Origin of the sequence: Microbacterium sp. Be9, assembly GCF_011754135.1 — a bacterium.
Lineage (GTDB): Bacteria > Actinomycetota > Actinomycetes > Actinomycetales > Microbacteriaceae > Microbacterium > Microbacterium maritypicum_A.
On record NZ_WNWT01000006.1, the window covers coordinates 1,034,213 to 1,052,063 of the forward strand.

The following is a 17,851-nucleotide window of genomic DNA, read 5'->3' on the forward strand; positions in this document are numbered from 1 at the left end:
GCCGAAGGTCGGTGGCACGCCGTAGGCTGTTGAGGTGACCACAGCCCTCTACCGCCGCTACCGACCCGAGACGTTCGGCGAGATGATCGGGCAGTCCCAGGTGACCGATCCGCTCATGACGGCGTTGCGCGGTGACCGGGTCGGCCATGCCTATCTGTTCTCCGGCCCCCGCGGGTGCGGCAAGACCACGTCCGCGCGCATCCTGGCGCGGTGCCTGAACTGCGCCGAGGGGCCGACCGACGTGCCCTGCGGCGTCTGCCCGAGCTGTGTGGAGCTGTCGCGGGCCGGTGGCGGATCACTCGATGTCGTCGAGATCGACGCGGCGAGCCACAACGGCGTCGACGACGCGCGCGACCTGCGCGAGCGGTCGACATTCGCCCCCAGCCGCGACCGGTACAAGATCTTCATCCTCGACGAGGCGCACATGGTGACGCCCCAGGGCTTCAATGCGCTGCTCAAGCTCGTCGAAGAGCCGCCGGAGCACGTGAAGTTCATCTTCGCGACCACCGAGCCCGAGAAGGTGCTGGGCACGATCCGCTCGCGCACCCACCACTACCCGTTCCGGCTCGTCCCGCCGGCCGCGATGCTCGAGTACGTCGCCAAGCTGTGCGCCGAAGAGGGCGTGATCGTCGAGCAGGGCGTCCTCCCGCTCGTGGTCCGCGCCGGCGGCGGCTCGCCCCGTGACACGCTCTCGCTGCTCGACCAGCTGATCGCCGGCTCCGACGCCCCCGCAGGTTCGGAGACGGTCACCGTCGGCTATGCGCGCGCCGTCTCCCTGCTCGGGTACACGCATGCCGCCCTCCTCGACGAGATCGTCGACGCGCTCGCCGCGGGCGACGCGGCGACCGCGTTCCCCGCGATCGACCGGGTCGTGCAGACCGGGCAGGACCCCCGTCGCTTCGTCGACGATCTGCTCGAGCGTCTGCGCGATCTCATCGTGATCGCGGCGGTCGGCGCCGGCGCATCCGCCGTCCTGCGCGGTATCGCCGAAGACGACCTGGAGCGCATGCGCGCCCAGGCCGCAGAATTCGGCTCCGCACGCCTCTCGCGCACGGCCGACGTGGTGAGTGCGGCACTCGACGACATGTCGGGAGCCACATCTCCGCGCCTGCATCTCGAGCTCATGGTCGCACGGGTGCTCGCGGGAGCGACGGATGCCGCCGTGGCTGCGCCCGCGCCGGCGGGGGAGCGTACCGCGGTTCCCGCCCGACAGGTCGCGACCCCGGCAGCGTCGGCGCCTTCCGCGTCATCCACGATCGGGGCTTCGGCCGGTTCATCGGCTCCCGCGGCTCCGGCGGCGTCTGCGGCTCCCGTCAGCCCGGCCGCTACCACGCAGACGCCGGAGCCGGTCGTCGTCGAATCCGCTCCTGCTTCGGCTGCCCAGACTCGGGTCGTCGAGCAGGCGGCGAGCGAGAGCGTCGGTGCGGTATCCGACGGTGCCGCACCGGAACCCGCGGCTCCTGCGGAACCCGCGGCTCCTGCGGAACCCGCGGCTCCTGCGGAACCCGCGGCTCCTGCGGCATCGCAGGGACCGGTCACGTTCGAGCGCATCCGCGCCGCGTGGCCCGCCGTGCTGACGCGGCTCGAGAGCATCAGCCGCACGTCCTGGCTGCTGGCCACGGCCGTGCAGCCCCTGGCGTACGTCACCGAGACCGAGGTGCTCACGCTCGGATTCACCAGCCAGCACGATGTCGCCAAGTTCAAGGGCACGACCCCGGGCTCAGGGCCTTCCGACCACCTGCGTTCCGCGATCGAGAACGAGCTCGGCGTCCGCGTGAAGTACCTCCCCGCCCCGATGCCGACCGGGGGTGCCCCGCGCCAGCCGGCGTCGTCCGGATCCTCGGCACCGACTGATTCCGCTCCCGCATCGGAGCCTGCGTCAGCGCGTTCCCCTCGTTCGCAGGTCCGTGGCGCGTCCGCATCGTCGGTGACGGAGTGGGCCGTCGCGTCGATTCCGACCGCGAACGAGGAGTCGGTGCGCGACGCTCCGGTACCGTCCGCGCCGCTCCCCGTCGACGATGAGCCCGAAGAGGTCGAGGCAGCGGCCTCGGCACCGGTTCCCCCGTCCGACGGTGTCATCGATCGCGACGAACCGCCGCTGCCCGGCGACGACGAGGCTCCGGCCTACGACGATGAGCCTCCGTACGACCCCTCGTACGAGCCGCCGGCCGACCCGTCCGTGTCGCGCGGGGCTGCTCCCGACCGGTCGGCGCCGCAGACGCAGCGCACGGCCGTCGCCACTCCGCCGGTCGTCATCGAGCGTTCGCCCTCCGTCGGAGGAGTGCAGCGCTACGGTGAGGCCGTGATCCGCCAGGTGCTCGGCGCGACATTCCTGCGCGAAGAGCCCTACGAGCCCCCGACGAGGTTCTCCTGATGTACGACGGCATCGTTCAGGAGTTGATCGACGAGTTCGGTCGGCTCCCCGGCATCGGCCCGAAGTCCGCGCAGCGGATCGCGTTCCATATCCTGCAGACGCCGACGTTCGACGTCGCCCGTCTCGCTGAGCTGCTCAGTGAGATCCGTCTCCGCGTGCGGTTCTGCGAGATCTGCGGCAACGTCGCCGAGCAGGAGCGTTGCGCCATCTGCCGCGACCCGCGTCGCAGCCAGGCGCTGATCTGTGTGGTCGAAGACGCCAAAGACGTCGCCGCCATCGAGCGCACCAGGGAGTTCCGGGGCCTCTACCACGTCCTCGGCGGAGCGATCAGTCCCATCGCCGGCATCGGACCGGACGACCTGCGCATCGCCCAGCTCATGACCCGCCTCGCCGACGGCACCGTGCAGGAGGTCATCCTCGCCACCAACCCCAATCTCGAGGGGGAGGCGACTGCGAGCTACCTCAGCCGCCTGCTGACGACGATGCAGATCACGGTCTCCCGTCTCGCTTCGGGCCTGCCCGTCGGCGGCGACCTCGAGTACGCCGACGAGGTCACCCTCGGTCGCGCCTTCGAAGGCCGGCGCATCCTGTGAGCCCCCACACGGGCTTCTCACGTCGTGGCTGGCTCCTCTTCGGTGCTATGGCGCTGCTGTGGGGAGTTCCGTATCTGTTCATCAGCGTCGCGGTCGAGTCCTTCTCGCCACCGGCGATCGTGGCGGGGCGCACGCTCATCGCGGCTCTGCTGCTGCTGCCGTTCGCCCTCCGCAGCGGCGCGCTGCGTGCCGCTCTGAAGCACTGGCCGTGGGTGCTCGCGTTCGGCGTCGTCGAGATGGCGGGCCCCTTCCTGTTGCTCGGGCACGCCGAGATGACGCTGCCCTCCGGCATGACGGGCCTGCTGGTGGCGACCGTGCCGCTGTTCGCCGCTCTCATCGCCCTCGGCGGTGGCGACCGCGGCGTGCTGCGGCCGGCCCGCGGGATCGGTCTGCTCGTCGGGTTCGTCGGTGTCGCGGTGGTGGTCGCGGGCCCCGGGCTCTTCGGTGGTGAGGTCAGTCTTCTCGCGGCCGGCGAGGTGCTGCTGGTCGCGGTGCTGTATGCGACCGCGCCCTTCATCGTCGCTCGCAAGCTCAACGATGTGCCGTCCCTCGGCACCATCACCCTCTCTCTTCTCATGATCGGGATCTTCTACCTCCCGATCGGGCTGCTCACTCAGCACGAGGTGCCCACTCTGCCGTCGATCGTCGCGCTGCTCGCGCTCGCCGTGATCTGCACGGCGGTGGCCTTCCTGGCCTTCTTCGCGCTCATCCGCGAAGTCGGTCCGGTGCGCGCGCCACTGTTCACCTATGTGAATCCGGTGGTCGCGATCGTCCTCGGAGCCCTCGTCCTCGCCGAGCCGTTGACTCCCGGCCTGCTGCTGGGCTTCCCGCTGATCATCGTCGGGTGCTGGTTCGCCGCCACAGGGGGTCGACTGCGCCCGGTCTCTCCCCAGGCTCTCCCGCCCTCCCTCTGAGCCGCGCCCCGCACCTCCTGCCGCGCGCCGCGCCGCGCACCTCCTGCCGTGCGCCGCGCCGCGCACGTCCTGCCGTGCGCCGCGCACCTCCCACTCCGAGTCGTCGAGTGCACGGCTTGCCGCCGAGTGCACGGCTTGCTCACGCGAACATCCCGTGCACTCGGCGATATCCCGTGCACTCGACGCACCGCGACGCGACGCACCGCGACGCACGCGGCCTGACACATGCGCAACGGGGCATACGCGTCGATCGTAGAATGAGCGTGGGCGGATCCGCCCGTCATCCCAGGGAGTGATCGTGGCCCTCATCGTGCAGAAGTACGGCGGCTCGTCCGTCGCCGACGCAGAGAGCATCAAGCGCGTCGCCAAGCGCATCGTCGATACGCGTCGTGCCGGGCACGACGTGGTCGTCGCCGTGAGCGCCATGGGCGACACCACCGACGAGCTGCTCGATCTCGCCAACGAGGTCGCACCGATTCCCGCGCCCCGTGAACTCGACATGCTCCTCTCCAGCGGAGAGCGCATCTCGATGGCGCTGCTGGCGATGGCGATCCACTCCATGGGCTTCGAGGCGCGGTCGTTCACGGGCAGCCAGGCGGGCATGATCACCGACTCGCAGCACGGTGCCGCCCGCATCGTCGATGTCACGCCCGTGCGTCTGCGCGAAGCTCTGGACGAGGGCGCGATCGTGATCGTCGCCGGGTTCCAGGGCTTCAACCGCGACACCCGTGACATCACCACGCTCGGTCGCGGCGGGTCCGATACCACCGCCGTCGCCCTCGCCGCCGCGCTCGACGCCGATGTCTGCGAGATCTACAGCGACGTCGACGGCATCTTCACCGCCGATCCGCGCGTGATCCCGAAGGCACAAAAGCTCGATCATGTCTCGAGCGAGGAGATGCTGGAGCTCGCCGCCAACGGGGCCAAGGTGCTGTACATCCGCGCCGTCGAGTACGCACGCCGTCACGGCGTCCTGATTCACGCTCGGTCGACGTTCTCGTCGGCCGAGGGCACATACGTTCTGGGCGAGGGTATGAAGAACCCCCGCGAAGCCGAGGGAGCAGTCATGGAAGAACCGATCGTCGCCGGCGTCGCCACCGACTTCAGCCAGGCCAAGATCACGGTCGCGGGTGTGCCCGATGTGCCGGGCAAGGCCGCCGAGATCTTCAAGATCGTCGCGAAGTCGGGCGCGAACGTCGACATGATCGTGCAGAACGTCTCGGCCACCGGGCGCACCGATATCTCCTTCACCGTCCCCAAGGCGGATGCGGCGGCCGCCCTCAAGGCCCTCGCCGGGGAGCAGACCGAGGTCGGGTTCCAGAACCTGATCCACGACGACCAGATCGGCAAGCTGTCGGTCGTCGGTGCGGGCATGCGCACGCACTCGGGTGTCTCCGCCACCCTCTTCGAGGCGCTGTCGGCCGGGGGGATCAACATCGAGATGATCTCGACCTCGGAGATCCGCATCTCGGTCGTGCTGCGCGACACCGACCTCGCCGAGGCCGCGCGCACCGTGCACACCGCCTACGGACTCGACGGTGACGCCGAAGCCACTGTCCACGCCGGCACCGGCCGCTGATCTCCGCCGTTCATCGCCGCTTTCCTGCCGACTCCGTGCCCCCTCGGGACGCAGCGCCGGCAGTTCGTGAGACCACGGTAGACTCGCCGAAACCCTGACACCGGCGCCAGGCGCAGCTTCATCACCCCGACGCCGCGCCCGAAGCCTCGTACGCAGCACCGCACGACGCCAAGGAACATCATGACCCGCATCTCCGATTCAGGACTCTCCGTCGCCATCGTCGGCGCCACCGGCCAGGTGGGCACCGTGATGCGCGAGATTCTCGCCGAGCGGTCGTTCCCGATCCGCGACCTGCGCCTGTTCTCCTCGGCGCGCTCGGCCGGCACGGCCATCGAGTTCGGTGGCGCGACGGTTATCGTCGAAGACGTCGAGACGGCGGATGTCGCGGGTATCGACATCGCCCTGTTCTCGGCCGGAGCCACCGCGAGCCGCGCTTATGCGCCGCGCTTCGCCGCCGCCGGTGCCGTGGTCGTCGACAATTCCAGCGCCTGGCGCATGGACCCCGAGGTCCCGCTCGTGGTCAGCGAGGTCAACCCGCACGCGATCGACGAGCGCCCCAAGGGCATCATCGCGAACCCGAACTGCACCACGATGGCCGCGATGCCGGTGCTGAAGGCCCTGCACGCCGAGGCCGGTCTCGAGCGTCTGATCGTGTCGACCTACCAGGCTGTCTCCGGCTCCGGCCTCGCCGGTGCCCAGGAGCTCCTCGGACAGGTCGAGGGCGTGCTCGCACAGGGCGACACCCTCCGCCTCGTGCACGACGGATCGGCGCTCGACTTCCCCGAGCCCGAGAAGTACATCGCGCCGATCGCGTTCGACGTGATCCCGTTCGCCGGCAACCTCGTCGACGACGGCGACAACGAGACCGACGAGGAGAAGAAGCTCCGCAACGAGAGCCGCAAGATCCTCGAACTCCCGGACCTCCGTGTCGCGGGCACCTGCGTGCGGGTGCCGGTCTTCACGGGGCACTCGCTGTCGATCAACGTCGAGTTCGCCGGCGACATCACGCCCGAGCGTGCGCGCGAGGTGCTGAGCGTCGCTCCCGGTGTCGTGCTCGACGAGGTTCCCACCCCGTTGCAGGCCGCGGGGAAGGACCCGAGCTTCGTCGGTCGCATCCGCGCCGACCAGTCCGCCCCCGAGGGCAAGGGGCTCGTGCTGTTCCTCAGCAACGACAACCTGCGCAAGGGGGCGGCGCTGAACGCCGTGCAGATCGCCGAGATCCTGGCAGAGCGCCTGGCGGTCATAGCCTGACGGTATCCCCGCGATGTGGAAGCGGTCTGACCGGGCCGTGCCGCATGGTCGGCGGTGGCGTGCCCGCGAACTAGACTGGTTCGGTGACTGAAAACGTCGATGTCGTCCTGATCGGCGGTGGCATCATGAGCGCCACCCTGGGTACTCTCCTGCACGAGCTGCAGCCGGAGTGGAAGATCGTCGCCTTCGAGCGACTCTCCGAGGTGGCTCAGGAGAGCTCGAACCCGTGGAACAACGCCGGCACGGGGCACGCCGCACTGTGCGAGCTGAACTACATGCCGCAGCAGGGTGATGCCCCGCTCGACCCCGCCAAGGCGGTCTCGATCAACGAGCAGTTCCAGCAGAGCCGGCAGTTCTGGTCGTCGTTGGTGGAGAAGGGCGTGCTCGATGCGCCGTCGACCTTCATCAACGCGACGCCGCACATGACGTTCGTGCGCGGTGAGAAGGATGTCGCGTACCTCAAGAACCGGTACGAGGTACTCAAGAAGCAGCCGCTGTTCGCGGGCATCGAGTACAGCGAGGATTCCCGCGTCATCAACAAGTGGGCGCCGCTCCTCATGCAGCAGCGGGTGAAGGGCGAGCCGTTCGCCGCGACCCGCGTCCCCGCGGGCACCGACGTCGATTTCGGCGCCCTCACGCACCAGCTGTTCGACCATCTGACCGACTCCGGCGTCACGCTGCGCACCAACCACGAGGTGCGCAGTCTGAAGAAGCAGAAGGACGGCACCTGGCTGGTCAAGTACCGCAACAGCATCGGTCACACCCCGAGCGAGGTCAAGGCGCGCTTCGTGTTCGTCGGGGCCGGCGGCTGGGCTCTCAAGCTGCTGCAGAATTCCGGCATCCCGGAGATCAAGGGCTACGGCGTCTTCCCGATCGGCGGCCAGTTCCTCAAGACCACCAACCCGACGATCGTCGCCCAGCACAAGGCGAAGGTGTACTCGCAGGCGTCGGTGGGTGCTCCGCCCATGTCGGTCCCGCACCTCGACACGCGTGTCGTCGACGGCGAGGCCTCGCTCATGTTCGGGCCGTTCGCGACCTTCAGCCCGAAGTTCCTGAAGAACGGGTCGATGCTCGACATCGTCTCGCAGGTGCGCGCGCACAACCTGCTGCCGATGCTGCAGGTGGCGGTGAAGAACCCCGATCTCATCACGTATCTCATCAGCGAGCTGCTGAAGAACCACGCCAAGAAGGTCGACAGCCTGCGTACGTTCATGCCGACTGCGAAGGACGAGGACTGGACGCTCATCGACGCCGGCCAGCGCGCCCAGGTCATGAAGAAGGACCCGAAGAAGGGTGGCATCCTGCAGTTCGGCACCGAGGTCGTCGCGGCGGCCGACGGGTCGATCGCGGGTCTGCTCGGTGCTTCTCCGGGCGCCTCGACCGCCGTGCCGATCATGCTCGATCTGCTCAAGAAGTGCTTCCCCGCGGAGTACCCGGGTTGGGAGCCCGAGCTGCGCGCGCTGATCCCCACGTTCGGCGAGAAGCTGAACGAGAATCCGGAGCTCGCCGAGAAGTCGACCGCAGCGACCGCAGCCGCACTCGGCATCAACGTCTGAGGTCGCACCGTGGCGAAGCTCTACTTCCGCTACGGCGCGATGAACTCCGGAAAGTCGACCGCCCTGCTGCAGGCCGCCTACAACTACGAGGAGCGCGGGCAGCACGTGCTTCTCGCGAAGCCGGCGATCGACACCAAGGGGGCATCCGAGATCGAGAGTCGACTCGGCGTCACCCGTCGGGTCGACTTCCTGATCGATCCCGATGACGACGCGCGTGCGATCTTCGCCGCACATCGCGGGCGCATGCAGCATGCGTCGGACGACGAGCTGCTGCCGGAAGGGCCGAGCGACGTCGCCTGCCTGCTGATCGACGAGGCGCAGTTCCTCACGCCGACCCAGGTCGATGATCTCTTCCGCATCGCGGTGGTCGACGGAATCCCGGTCATCGCCTACGGCATCCGCAACGACTTCCTCACTCATGCCTTCCCCGGATCCGCGCGACTGCTCGCGATCGCGCACTCGCTGGAGGAACTCAAGACCATCTGCCGCTGTGGGCGGAAGGCCGTGTTCAACGGTCGCGTCGTCGGCGGACGGTTCGTGTTCGACGGCGACCAGGTCGCTATCGACGAGGGCGCGACCGGATCGGCCTCGCCGGAGCTGACCACCTATGAGTCGCTCTGCGGTACCTGCTACCTCGAAGAGTCCGGTGGTCGCCTGGGCTGAGGCCGGCCCGATCCGTCGAGGCGCCCGTCGGCCGCTGCCGTCGCGCAGCCGTGCACAATCCAGGAAGACAGTCGGCCCCGTGCCGCGGTGAGCCGTCTGCGACGCACGTCGTCGTCTTCTTCCTGAGGTGCGCACGCGGGGCGGGGATCGAGCGTGCCTGTTTGCGTGGTCTGACCACACGCGATACTCTGTGGTCAGACCACAGGAGGTTCGATGACCGACCAGCCGGCGCGCGCATGGCGACTCGTGCTCGAGCACATCGAACGCGACCTCCTCGACGGCCGTCTCGGCCCGGGTGATCGTCTCCCGTCCGAGCGTGATCTGGCATCCGAACTCGGCGTCGGACGCTCGAGCGTGCGCGAGGCGTTCCGGGTGCTCGAAGTGATGGGGCTCATCCGCACAGCGACCGGCTCGGGCCCGCAATCGGGCGCCATCGTCATCGCCACGCCCACCGGTGGCATGTCAGCGCTGCTGCGGCTCCAGGTGGCGGCGCAAGGCTTCCCGCTCGACGACGTCGTGCGCACGCGTCTGGTGCTCGAAGACGCGGTCGTCGCCGCGATGGCAGGCGCCCCCGAGCGCGACACGGACCGCGCCCATGAACTGCTCGCCGCGATGGACGCCCCGGGCCTCGCCCCGTCGGAGTTCCTCGCCCTCGACGCGCAGCTGCACCTCTCGCTCGCCGAGGCCAGCGGAAACACGGTCATCGCCGCGATGATGGCGGGTCTTCGTTCCTCGATCGAGTCCTATGTGCAGGCGGGCGTCTCCGCGATCGCCGATTGGGGGGCGATGGCGACGCGGCTTCGCGCCGAGCACCACGCACTCGTCGCGGCGATCGATGCCGCCGACGTCGAGACAGCGCGTTCCCTGGTCCACACGCACATCACCGGCTACTACACGTCCGCGGGCCTGACCCGTGAGATCCACCCCCAGATCTGAGAGGCACATCATGGTGCAGCGCCAATTCCCCAACCCCGTCGAGCTCCTCGAGCTGATGAAGTTCAAGAAGCCCGAACTCGACGGTCGCAAGCGACGGTTGGAGGGTGCTCTCACGATCGATGATCTTCGCCTGATCGCCAAGCGCCGCACGCCGAAGGCCGCGTTCGACTACACCGACGGCGCCGCCGAGGGCGAGCTGTCGCTCACGCGCGCACGTCAGGCGTTCCAGGACGTGGAGTTCCACCCCGGGATCCTGCGACCGGCGCCGGCCGTCGACACCAGCGTCGAGATCCTCGGCGGTCCGTCCGCTCTGCCGTTCGGAATCGCCCCGACCGGGTTCACCCGTCTGATGCAGACCGAGGGGGAGACGGCGGGCGCGGGCGCCGCGGCCGCCGCCGGGATCCCGTTCACGCTCTCGACCCTCGGCACCACTTCGATCGAGGGCGTGAAGGCCGCCAACCCGCACGGACGCAACTGGTTCCAGCTCTACGTCATGCGCGACCGTGAGATCTCCTACGAGCTCACCCGTCGCGCCGCCGCCTCGGGGTTCGACACCCTGCAGTTCACGGTGGACACCCCGGTCGCGGGAGCGCGTCTGCGCGATAAGCGCAACGGGTTCAGCATCCCGCCGCAGCTGACCCTCGGCACGATCATCAACGCGATCCCGCGCCCATGGTGGTGGTATGACTTCCTCACCACCCCGAAGCTCGAGTTCGCCTCGCTCAGCACCACCGGGGGGACCGTGGGCGAGCTGCTGGACGCCGCGATGGACCCCACGATCAGCTATGACGATCTCGCCGTCATCCGCGATATCTGGCCAGGCAAGATCGTGATCAAGGGCGTGCAGAACGTCGAGGACTCGGTGCGTCTGCGCGATGCCGGAGTCGACGGGATCGTCCTCTCGAACCACGGTGGCCGCCAGCTCGACCGTGCACCGATCCCGTTCCACCTGCTTCCCGAGGTGCGCAAGGCCGTGGGCGACGACTTCACGGTGATGATCGACACCGGCATCATGAACGGTGCGGACATCGTCGCCGCGGTGGCGCTTGGAGCGGACTTCACGCTGATCGGACGGGCGTACCTCTACGGTCTGATGGCGGGCGGACGTCAGGGTGTCGACCGCACGATCGCGATCCTGCGCAGCGAGATCGAACGCACGATGCGCCTGCTGGGTGTCGCCTCGCTCGCCGAGCTCGAGCCCGCGCACGTGACCCAGTTGACCCGCTTGGTTCCCGTGGCCCGCGCCGCCGCGGAAGCCCGCGTGCACTGAGCCCTGCTCGTCCGGATCTGACCGGGAGGTGGCCACGTCGTCTCAGGACTGCGTGGCCACCGCCCTGGTGCGTGGGGGCCACGGCACCAGCATCGACGTGGTCTTGCGGTACTGGGCGTACGCCGGATACTTCGACGCGGTGATCGACTCGGTGAAGATCGTCGAGCCGATGAAGAGCACGGTCAGCAGAGCCGGACCGACGATCGTCGGATTCAGCACCCCGCCGATGACGCCGGCTCCGCCGGTGACCGCAGCCGTCGCTCCGATCGCGTAGAAGGCCCACCACTGCGCCTGCTCGAAGAAGAAGTTCGGGTGCCGGCTGTATCGGAAGAGGCCCGTCGTGGCGAATCCCGGTGCGAGCGTGCCACCCGCCTGCTTCTTCCGCTGATGGAACACCCACTGCTGCTGATCGGCGATCGTCTCTCCGACGAGGAAGGCGACGAATGCGGCGATGAACAGCGCGTCCCACCCGGTGAGGGCCGAAGGGTGCTGTGTGGCGACCAGCGTCGGCAGCGTGATGAGCACGAGCAGTGCCATCTGATAGCAGATGATGAACAGCGCGTTGAAGATCTGGAACTGCCAGGGCCGCATCCGCCCACGCAGGATGGCCCAGCGGTAGTCCTCCATCCCGGTGTAGCCACCCTTGCGGGCGAAGTTGAAGGTCAGGCGTGCGCCCCACGCGGTGGCGAGCACACCCATCACGACCACACGCGCCGACCCGTCACCGTTCACGAAAGCACCGGCGACGAAGATCCAGACGTAGGCCACCGGCACGATCGACCACGCGCGGTCGACCCAGGAGGTGTCGCGGGTGATCAGGGAGAGCACCCAGCAGACGGCGCTGGTGGCCGCGGCGACGATGATGACGATCAGCAGGGCATCCATGACGCCATGCTAGGACTCTCGCGGAGGGTCGCGCAGCGCGACACCGCGAAGGTCAGAGCGTCAGCAGGAGCGCGTCGAGCTTGTCGGCGGTGTCTTCCCAGCCGTCGACGGCGATGGCGGGAACACCGATCGCGAGCACGGGGTAGTCGTTGCCCCCCTCATCGAGCCGGTCGCCGTAGAACAGCATCTCGGTGAGGGCGATGCCGGTGTGCGCGGCGAGTTGCCGCATCCCGAAGGCCTTGTCGATACCGGCTTGGGTGATGTCGATCGAGGTGGATCCGCCCGAGCGCACCTCGAGACCGGGAAGGCGTGCGGCGACCGCATCCCGCAGCGCAGCTCGCTTGGCGCCCGTCGGGTCCCAGTCGTGCTTCGCTTCGCGCGGCGCACGCTGACCGAGCGCCGAGAAGGTGATCTGCGATCCGCGGTCCTCGAGGATGTCGCCCCACGGCTCGGCCTCCCACAGTCCGAGGCGCTCGGCCTCTTCGCGCAGAGCCGTGAGGGCCGCCTGCTTGTCGGCCTCGCTGAGATCGTGGGCGTAGACCGGGGCGAAGTCCGTGCCGTCGTGGCGGAGGTAGCGGGTGCCGCAGGTGGGCAGGAGGTGCAGCCGGGCGAGATCGGAGGGGTCAGCGTTTCCGAGCTGTGCGATCACCTGCGAGCGGAACTGCGCCTCGTTCCCTCCGGAGATGATGGCGACGTCGACGGTGCGCAGCAGAGTGCGGAGCAGCGCGGCGATCCGCGGGTCGATCAGGCCCTTGGAGGGGGCGAGCGTGTCATCGAGATCGAAGGCGACGAGTGTGGGCGCGGTCATGATGTCTCCAGCCTAGAAGGTGGACGCTGGGAGGATCTCGGGGCGATCAGCAGGGTGAAGGCGACCGCGACGGCGACGCCGATGATGGCGCCCGTCGAGTTGGCGACGACATCGTTCACGGTGGCCGCGCGGTGGGGGAGAGCCACACGTTGGGCGATCTCGATCATCGCTGACAGCAGCGGCCCCACCAGCACAGCGAGGAACCAGATACGACGGGGGAGGAGTAGGAAGGCGAGGATGCCGACCGGCACGAAGACGAGCACGTTCGCGATGATCTCGAGCCGGGTGAAGTCGAGCCACTCCCAGCCGAGACGGTGAGCTGTGGCGAGCACGAGGTCGAGCAGATTCGGCATCGACTCCTCGACCTTCGACGGCGTGAGGGTGAGAGCGGCGAGGCCGATCAGGAAGGGGACACCGAGGGCGATCGCCCAGGCCCGGGTGAAACGGCGCGGCGGCGGGAGCAGAGAGTTCATGCGTTCCCTTTCGTGCACGGTCCCGGTACAGAGAAGGCCGCCCCTGAGGGCGGCCTTCCGGTGTTACTGGTCGGGGTGACAGGATTTGAACCTGCGACCTCTTCGTCCCGAACGAAGCGCGCTACCAAGCTGCGCCACACCCCGTTTGCAACCCTCCGAGTCTACAGGGAAATGTTCCCTGCGCCGAATCGAGGCCGGATCACACCTGTGCGGTCAGAGTGAGCAGCGTCGCCTCGGGGCGGCAGGCGAACCGGACCGGCGCGTAGATGGAGTGTCCACACCCCGCGCTGACGTTGAGCGGCACAGTGCGGCCGCCGTGCGACCAGGTGCTGAGCCCCTTGGCCTGCTTGAGCGGGATGTCGCAGTTCGCCACGAGAGCCCCGTACCCGGGAATGCACACCTGACCGCCGTGCGTGTGGCCACCGAGGATCGCATCGGCACCGAGATCGATGAAGCCGTTGAGCACCCGCTGATACGGCGCGTGCGTGACGCCGAGGACGGGCGTCGCTGCGTCGCGGGCACCGAGAGCCGCGATGGCATCGGGAAGCTCATCCAGACGGTCCCAATCGCGGTGAGCGTCGTCGACACCGAAGAGATCGACGTCGCTGCCCGCGATGTTCAGCCGCGCCGCAGAGTTGTTGAGCTCGGTCCAGCCCAGCTCGTCCGCGAAGTACCGATCCATCGCGTCCGTGTCGAGAAGCTCCGGCTTGTGGTGCTTCTTGGACGGTCCGAGGAAGTAGCGGAAAGGGTTCCGCGGAGACGGCGCGGCGACGTCGTTCGAGCCGTGCACGAACACGCCGGGGATGCCGGCGAACGGAGCGAAAGCGCGCCGGATGCCGTCGAGTCCGTTCTCGTGGCCGAGATTGTCCCCGGTGTTCACGATGAGGTCGGGCTTCAGCTCGGCGAGGGAGGCGAGCCAGTCCTGCTTGCGATGCTGCCACGGCGCCATGTGCGCATCGGAGATGTGCAGGATACGCAGCGGTGCGGCACCGGGCGGGAGAGCCACTATTGAGGCCTCGCGCACGGTGAACAGGTACCGCTCGATCCCGATCCCCCAGATGGCGGCGCCGGCACCCACGGCCCCCACCGCGCCGAGCGCGATGAGGGCCGGGTGCGCGCCGCGACGGGCCGCTACTGGCACGTCACACGCACGGCGGTGGACTTGCTGGCCGCGGTGCCGGGCGCAGGGTCGGATCCGCCGACGACGGAGGTCGGTGGATTGCAGGAGTTGTCGAATTCGATATTCGTGAATCCTGCGGCACCGAGCGCGGCAGAGGCTTGGGCTCTCGACATCCCGACGAGATTCGCCGGGACGGTCGTGCCCTGTCCGTTGCTGGTCGTGAGGGTCACCGTCGCGCCAGTGGCCGCCTCCCCGGTCGGATCCTGGCCGGCGACCAGGCCGACGGCGAGGTCGCTGTCCACTGCTCCTCCGACAGAGACCTGGAAGCCGGCGTCCGTCAGGATCGCGGTCGCTTCCTCGACGGACTTGCCCACGACACTCGGAACCGTCGTCAGCTGCTGTCGGGTGAGCTTGCCATCGGGCTTCGGGAAGGCGTCTCCACCGTACGCAGCGTTCGCTGCGGCCTGCGCGGCCTGCGCCACCGGGTAACGCATGTCGTTGAGGTTCCAGCCGTTGGCCCTCTTGCGGTAGATGTTCTCCTGGCCCTGCCAGCGGCCGGCCCAGACCGCCGTGGCGACCTTGGTGCTGGACTCGATCATCATCGTCGACCAGGTGTCGTGCGTTCCGGTCTTGCCGATCAGCGGCGTGCCGTCGTTGGGGTTCGCCCGGGAACCGGTGCCGCCGCCACCCATGACGCTCTGCAACGCGAAGGCGGCCGTCGCGGCGACCTCGGGAGAGATCACTCCGTCGGTGCACGACGATGCCGGCAGTTCGCGGTCCTGACCGTCGGGGCCGACGACGCGATCGATCGCGCGCGGTGTGCAGTACTTCCCACCGCTCGCGACGGTCGCGTAGGCGTTCGCCATCGCGAGGGGGGAGATGTTCTTCGGGCCGAGCACGTCGAAGGGCACGTTCTCGTCGGTGACCTTGTCGCCGTTCGCCAGCGTGACACCCATACGGTCGGCGACCTTGTTGATGTCGCAGATATCGAGCTTCGACGCCATCGCGAAGTAACCACTGTTGAGCGAGTTCTTCGTGAAGCTCAGCACGGATCCGGTTCCACCGCCACCGCCACCGAAGTTGCCGATCTCCTTGGTGTTGGCGTTCTGCTTGGCTCCGCAGACGGGGATCTTCAGGTTCGTCTGCACGCTTCCGTTGAGAACCTCGTTGACGGAGTGGCCCTTCTCGAGCCAGTCGATCAGCGTGAAGAGCTTGTAGGTCGAGCCGACCTGGAAGCCACCCGAGTTCCCGTGGTTCTTATCGCCCGCGAACACCAGGGAGGAGTAGGCCTGATCATCGGTGGGAGTCTCGGTGAAGGTCGTGTTCTGCGTCATGGAGAGGATTCGGCCGGTGCCGACCTCGACCGAGACGCCGGCCGCCCCGAAGTACTGGTTGTCGGCGTTGGCGGGAACAACCTCGGCCATCTTCTCGGCGGCAGGGTTCTGGATGCGGTAGTCCAGCGTCGTGTAGATCTTGAGGCCACCGCGGCGGAGCAGATCCGTCCGCTCCTGCTGGGTCTTGCCGAAGGCCTCGTCGTTCAGCACGATCGACTTCACGTACTGGCAGAAGTAGGCGCTCGTGCCTGCGGAGGCGCATCCCTGCGTCGGTGGGTTCAGCGCGGGGGCGATCTCCGAGGCATCGGCTTCGTCGTACTGCGCCTGCGTGATCTTGCCGTCCGTGAGCATGCGCCCGAGCACGTAGTGTCGGCGGTCCTTCGTGAGCGAGTATCCGTCCGCCGCAGTGTTCAGGGCGACGCCCTCGGCGTTGGTGGTCGTGCCCTGTTCGGCCTTGTCGATGCGATACGTGTTGGGGTTCTGCACGATGCCCGCGAGAGTCGCCGACTGCGCGACCGTGAGGTTCGCCGCGGTCGTCGAGAAGTAGTAGTTCGCGGCGGCCTCGATGCCGTACACAGTGCCACCGAAGTTGGCGATGTTCAGGTAGCCGAGCAGGATGTCGTTCTTCGAGAAGTCCTTCTCGATCTGGATCGCGTAGCGCATCTCCTGCAGCTTGCGCTCGATGCCCTTGGCCCCGGTCGCGTTGGTCGCATCCTTCCAGCACTGCTGGAGGTCCTCAGAGTAGGTGTCGGACGTGGTGTCGACCTCCTGCTCGCACTTCTGGATGAGGACGTTCTTCACGTACTGCTGGCTGATGGTCGACGCACCACGGCTGGACGTGCCGCGTACGTTGTCCACCAGAGCCTTCACCGTGGCGCCGATGTTGACGCCGCCGTGGCTGTAGAAGTTCTTGTCCTCACTCGAGAGGATCGCGTCGTACAGGTTCGGGGAGACCTGTTCGTACGTCACGGGGACACGGTTCTGCTCGTAGAACGACGCGAGTTCGACCTGGGATCCGTCGGGGGCGGTCGCGTAGATGGTCGACTGCTCCATCGGCGTGCTCGGGTCGAGGCTCTCGGGGAGCTGATCGAAGAGCGTGAGGGCCTGGGTGCCTGCGAGACCGGTCATCGCGAGGACCGGAGTGACGCTGGCCGTGACGAGGAGACCGGCGACGGCGCTCAGGCCGACGAGCCCGACGAGACCGCCGAGCACGCCTCTCACCGTGCGATTCTTTTGGGGCATACGCTTGATCGTAGGGGAGTTCCCTGAATACCGCCTTTGACGAGCCCGCCCCGGATCTCGGGTGTCGTGCCCCGATCGACAGGAGTGCCATGACCACGTGGGAGTACCTCACCACGCCGCTGCTGATCCACAACACCGCAGCCATCCTCAACAACTGGGGCAAGCAGGGCTGGGAGCTCGTCCAGGTCGTGCAAGGCCCCGAGGGCGGGCTCGTCGCCTACTTGAAGCGCCCCGTAACGTCGGACGCGTCGACGAACGCCGGTCTCGCAGCCGCAGAACAGGCCGCCCGTCAGTTCGAGGGAGGCCAGGCATGAGCGTCTCCGCCCGTCTTGCCGAACTCGGCATCGAGCTCCCGGCCGTCGCTGCCCCGGTCGCCGCCTACGTCCCGGCGGTCGTGCACGGCGGTCTCGTCTACACCTCCGGGCAGCTTCCGTTCGTCGACGGTGCGCTTCCGGCCGTCGGCAAGGTCGGCGGCGAGGTCTCCGCCGAGGACGCCAAGTCCTACGCTCGCACCTGCGCGCTCAACGCCCTCGCCGCGGCAGCGGATGCGGCCGGCGGGATCGATCGCATCGTCGGTGTGCTCCGCGTCGGCGGCTTCGTCGCCTCGGCGGAGGGCTTCACCGGTCAGCCCGGCGTCATCAACGGCTCGAGCGAGGTACTCGGTGAGATCTTCGGCGATGCCGGGCGTCACGCCCGCGCGGCCGTCGGCGTCGCCGAGCTTCCGCTCGGCAGCCCGGTCGAGGTCGAGGTCGCCTTCCTGCTGGCCTGACACCCGGCGCGGCATCCAGCCGCCGGTGAACCAGAAACGCGCCTCCCCGTCGGGGGAGGCGCGTTTTCTGTCTCGTCCGGGTGG

At 68.3% G+C, this 17,851-nt stretch carries 16 protein-coding genes and 1 tRNA gene; 11 read left to right on the top strand and 6 right to left on the bottom strand.

The annotated features are described in order from the left end of the window. Positions 1 to 34 precede the first annotated feature (34 nt). The 9 genes from GLO27_RS15935 to GLO27_RS15975 all read left to right on the top strand — a co-directional run bounded on the left by GLO27_RS15935 (position 35) and on the right by GLO27_RS15975 (position 11,136). The gene (locus tag GLO27_RS15935) at positions 35 to 2,374 is read left to right on the top strand and encodes a DNA polymerase III subunit gamma and tau (protein ID WP_167255677.1); all 2,340 of its coding nucleotides are present in this window, start codon (positions 35 to 37) and stop codon (positions 2,372 to 2,374) included. Beyond that, complete coding sequence (gene recR / locus GLO27_RS15940) at positions 2,374 to 2,967, top strand: recombination mediator RecR (RefSeq protein ID WP_021199140.1); 594 nt, start codon at positions 2,374 to 2,376, stop codon at positions 2,965 to 2,967. Before GLO27_RS15935 ends, recR begins: the two co-directional genes overlap by 1 nt. Further along, positions 2,964 to 3,881 (top strand): DMT family transporter, encoded by a 918-nt coding sequence (locus tag GLO27_RS20320; RefSeq protein ID WP_031206964.1) that lies wholly within the window; start codon positions 2,964 to 2,966, stop codon positions 3,879 to 3,881. The genes recR and GLO27_RS20320 overlap by 4 nt, the downstream gene beginning before the upstream one ends. 298 nt (positions 3,882 to 4,179) lie before the next feature. Further along, a complete protein-coding gene (locus tag GLO27_RS15950; protein ID WP_167255679.1) occupies positions 4,180 to 5,460 on the top strand; it encodes an aspartate kinase in 1,281 nt (426 codons plus the stop codon). Between the two features lie 180 nt (positions 5,461 to 5,640). Continuing rightward, on the top strand, positions 5,641 to 6,711 hold the full coding sequence (locus tag GLO27_RS15955; protein WP_167255681.1) for an aspartate-semialdehyde dehydrogenase: 1,071 nt from the start codon (positions 5,641 to 5,643) through the stop codon (positions 6,709 to 6,711). Between the two features lie 83 nt (positions 6,712 to 6,794). Continuing rightward, positions 6,795 to 8,267 (top strand): malate:quinone oxidoreductase, encoded by a 1,473-nt coding sequence (locus tag GLO27_RS15960; RefSeq protein WP_021199136.1) that lies wholly within the window; start codon positions 6,795 to 6,797, stop codon positions 8,265 to 8,267. A 9-nt stretch (positions 8,268 to 8,276) separates the two neighbouring features. Further along, positions 8,277 to 8,930, top strand: a complete 654-nt coding sequence (locus GLO27_RS15965) for a thymidine kinase (protein WP_021199135.1) — start codon at positions 8,277 to 8,279, stop codon at positions 8,928 to 8,930. Positions 8,931 to 9,143: 213 nt separating this feature from the next. Beyond that, the gene (locus GLO27_RS15970) at positions 9,144 to 9,866 is read left to right on the top strand and encodes a GntR family transcriptional regulator (RefSeq protein ID WP_136024965.1); all 723 of its coding nucleotides are present in this window, start codon (positions 9,144 to 9,146) and stop codon (positions 9,864 to 9,866) included. 10 nt (positions 9,867 to 9,876) lie between these two features. After that, positions 9,877 to 11,136 carry an alpha-hydroxy acid oxidase gene (locus GLO27_RS15975; RefSeq protein ID WP_167255683.1) on the top strand — a complete coding sequence of 420 codons (1,260 nt, stop codon included), beginning with the start codon at positions 9,877 to 9,879 and terminating at the stop codon, positions 11,134 to 11,136. Positions 11,137 to 11,178: 42 nt separating this feature from the next. Here GLO27_RS15975 and GLO27_RS15980 read toward each other — a convergent pair whose 3' ends face one another. From GLO27_RS15980 to GLO27_RS16005, 6 genes are all read right to left on the bottom strand, one after another. Further along, positions 11,179 to 12,021, bottom strand: coding sequence for a DUF1295 domain-containing protein (locus tag GLO27_RS15980; protein WP_167255685.1), 843 nt, complete (start codon positions 12,019 to 12,021; stop codon positions 11,179 to 11,181). Positions 12,022 to 12,073: 52 nt separating this feature from the next. After that, positions 12,074 to 12,829, bottom strand: a complete 756-nt coding sequence (locus GLO27_RS15985) for an HAD-IIB family hydrolase (protein ID WP_167255688.1) — start codon at positions 12,827 to 12,829, stop codon at positions 12,074 to 12,076. Further along, positions 12,826 to 13,302: a VanZ family protein gene (locus GLO27_RS15990; RefSeq protein ID WP_021199130.1), complete on the bottom strand. Its 477-nt coding sequence runs from the start codon at positions 13,300 to 13,302 to the stop codon at positions 12,826 to 12,828. The genes GLO27_RS15985 and GLO27_RS15990 overlap by 4 nt, the downstream gene beginning before the upstream one ends. 67 nt (positions 13,303 to 13,369) lie before the next feature. Beyond that, positions 13,370 to 13,446 (bottom strand) — tRNA-Pro (locus tag GLO27_RS15995). Positions 13,447 to 13,501: 55 nt separating this feature from the next. After that, positions 13,502 to 14,443 (bottom strand): metallophosphoesterase, encoded by a 942-nt coding sequence (locus tag GLO27_RS16000; RefSeq protein WP_167255690.1) that lies wholly within the window; start codon positions 14,441 to 14,443, stop codon positions 13,502 to 13,504. Then, positions 14,434 to 16,998, bottom strand: coding sequence for a transglycosylase domain-containing protein (locus tag GLO27_RS16005; RefSeq protein WP_029258710.1), 2,565 nt, complete (start codon positions 16,996 to 16,998; stop codon positions 14,434 to 14,436). Before GLO27_RS16005 ends, GLO27_RS16000 begins: the two co-directional genes overlap by 10 nt. An 89-nt stretch (positions 16,999 to 17,087) precedes the next feature. Here GLO27_RS16005 and GLO27_RS16010 point away from each other — a divergent pair, with 89 nt between their 5' ends. Then, the gene (locus GLO27_RS16010; RefSeq protein WP_021199127.1) at positions 17,088 to 17,312 is read left to right on the top strand and encodes a hypothetical protein; all 225 of its coding nucleotides are present in this window, start codon (positions 17,088 to 17,090) and stop codon (positions 17,310 to 17,312) included. Further along, entirely contained in the window at positions 17,309 to 17,767 is a 459-nt protein-coding gene (locus tag GLO27_RS16015) for a RidA family protein (protein ID WP_021199126.1), read from the top strand. Before GLO27_RS16010 ends, GLO27_RS16015 begins: the two co-directional genes overlap by 4 nt. The last annotated feature ends 84 nt before the right edge of the window (positions 17,768 to 17,851 follow it).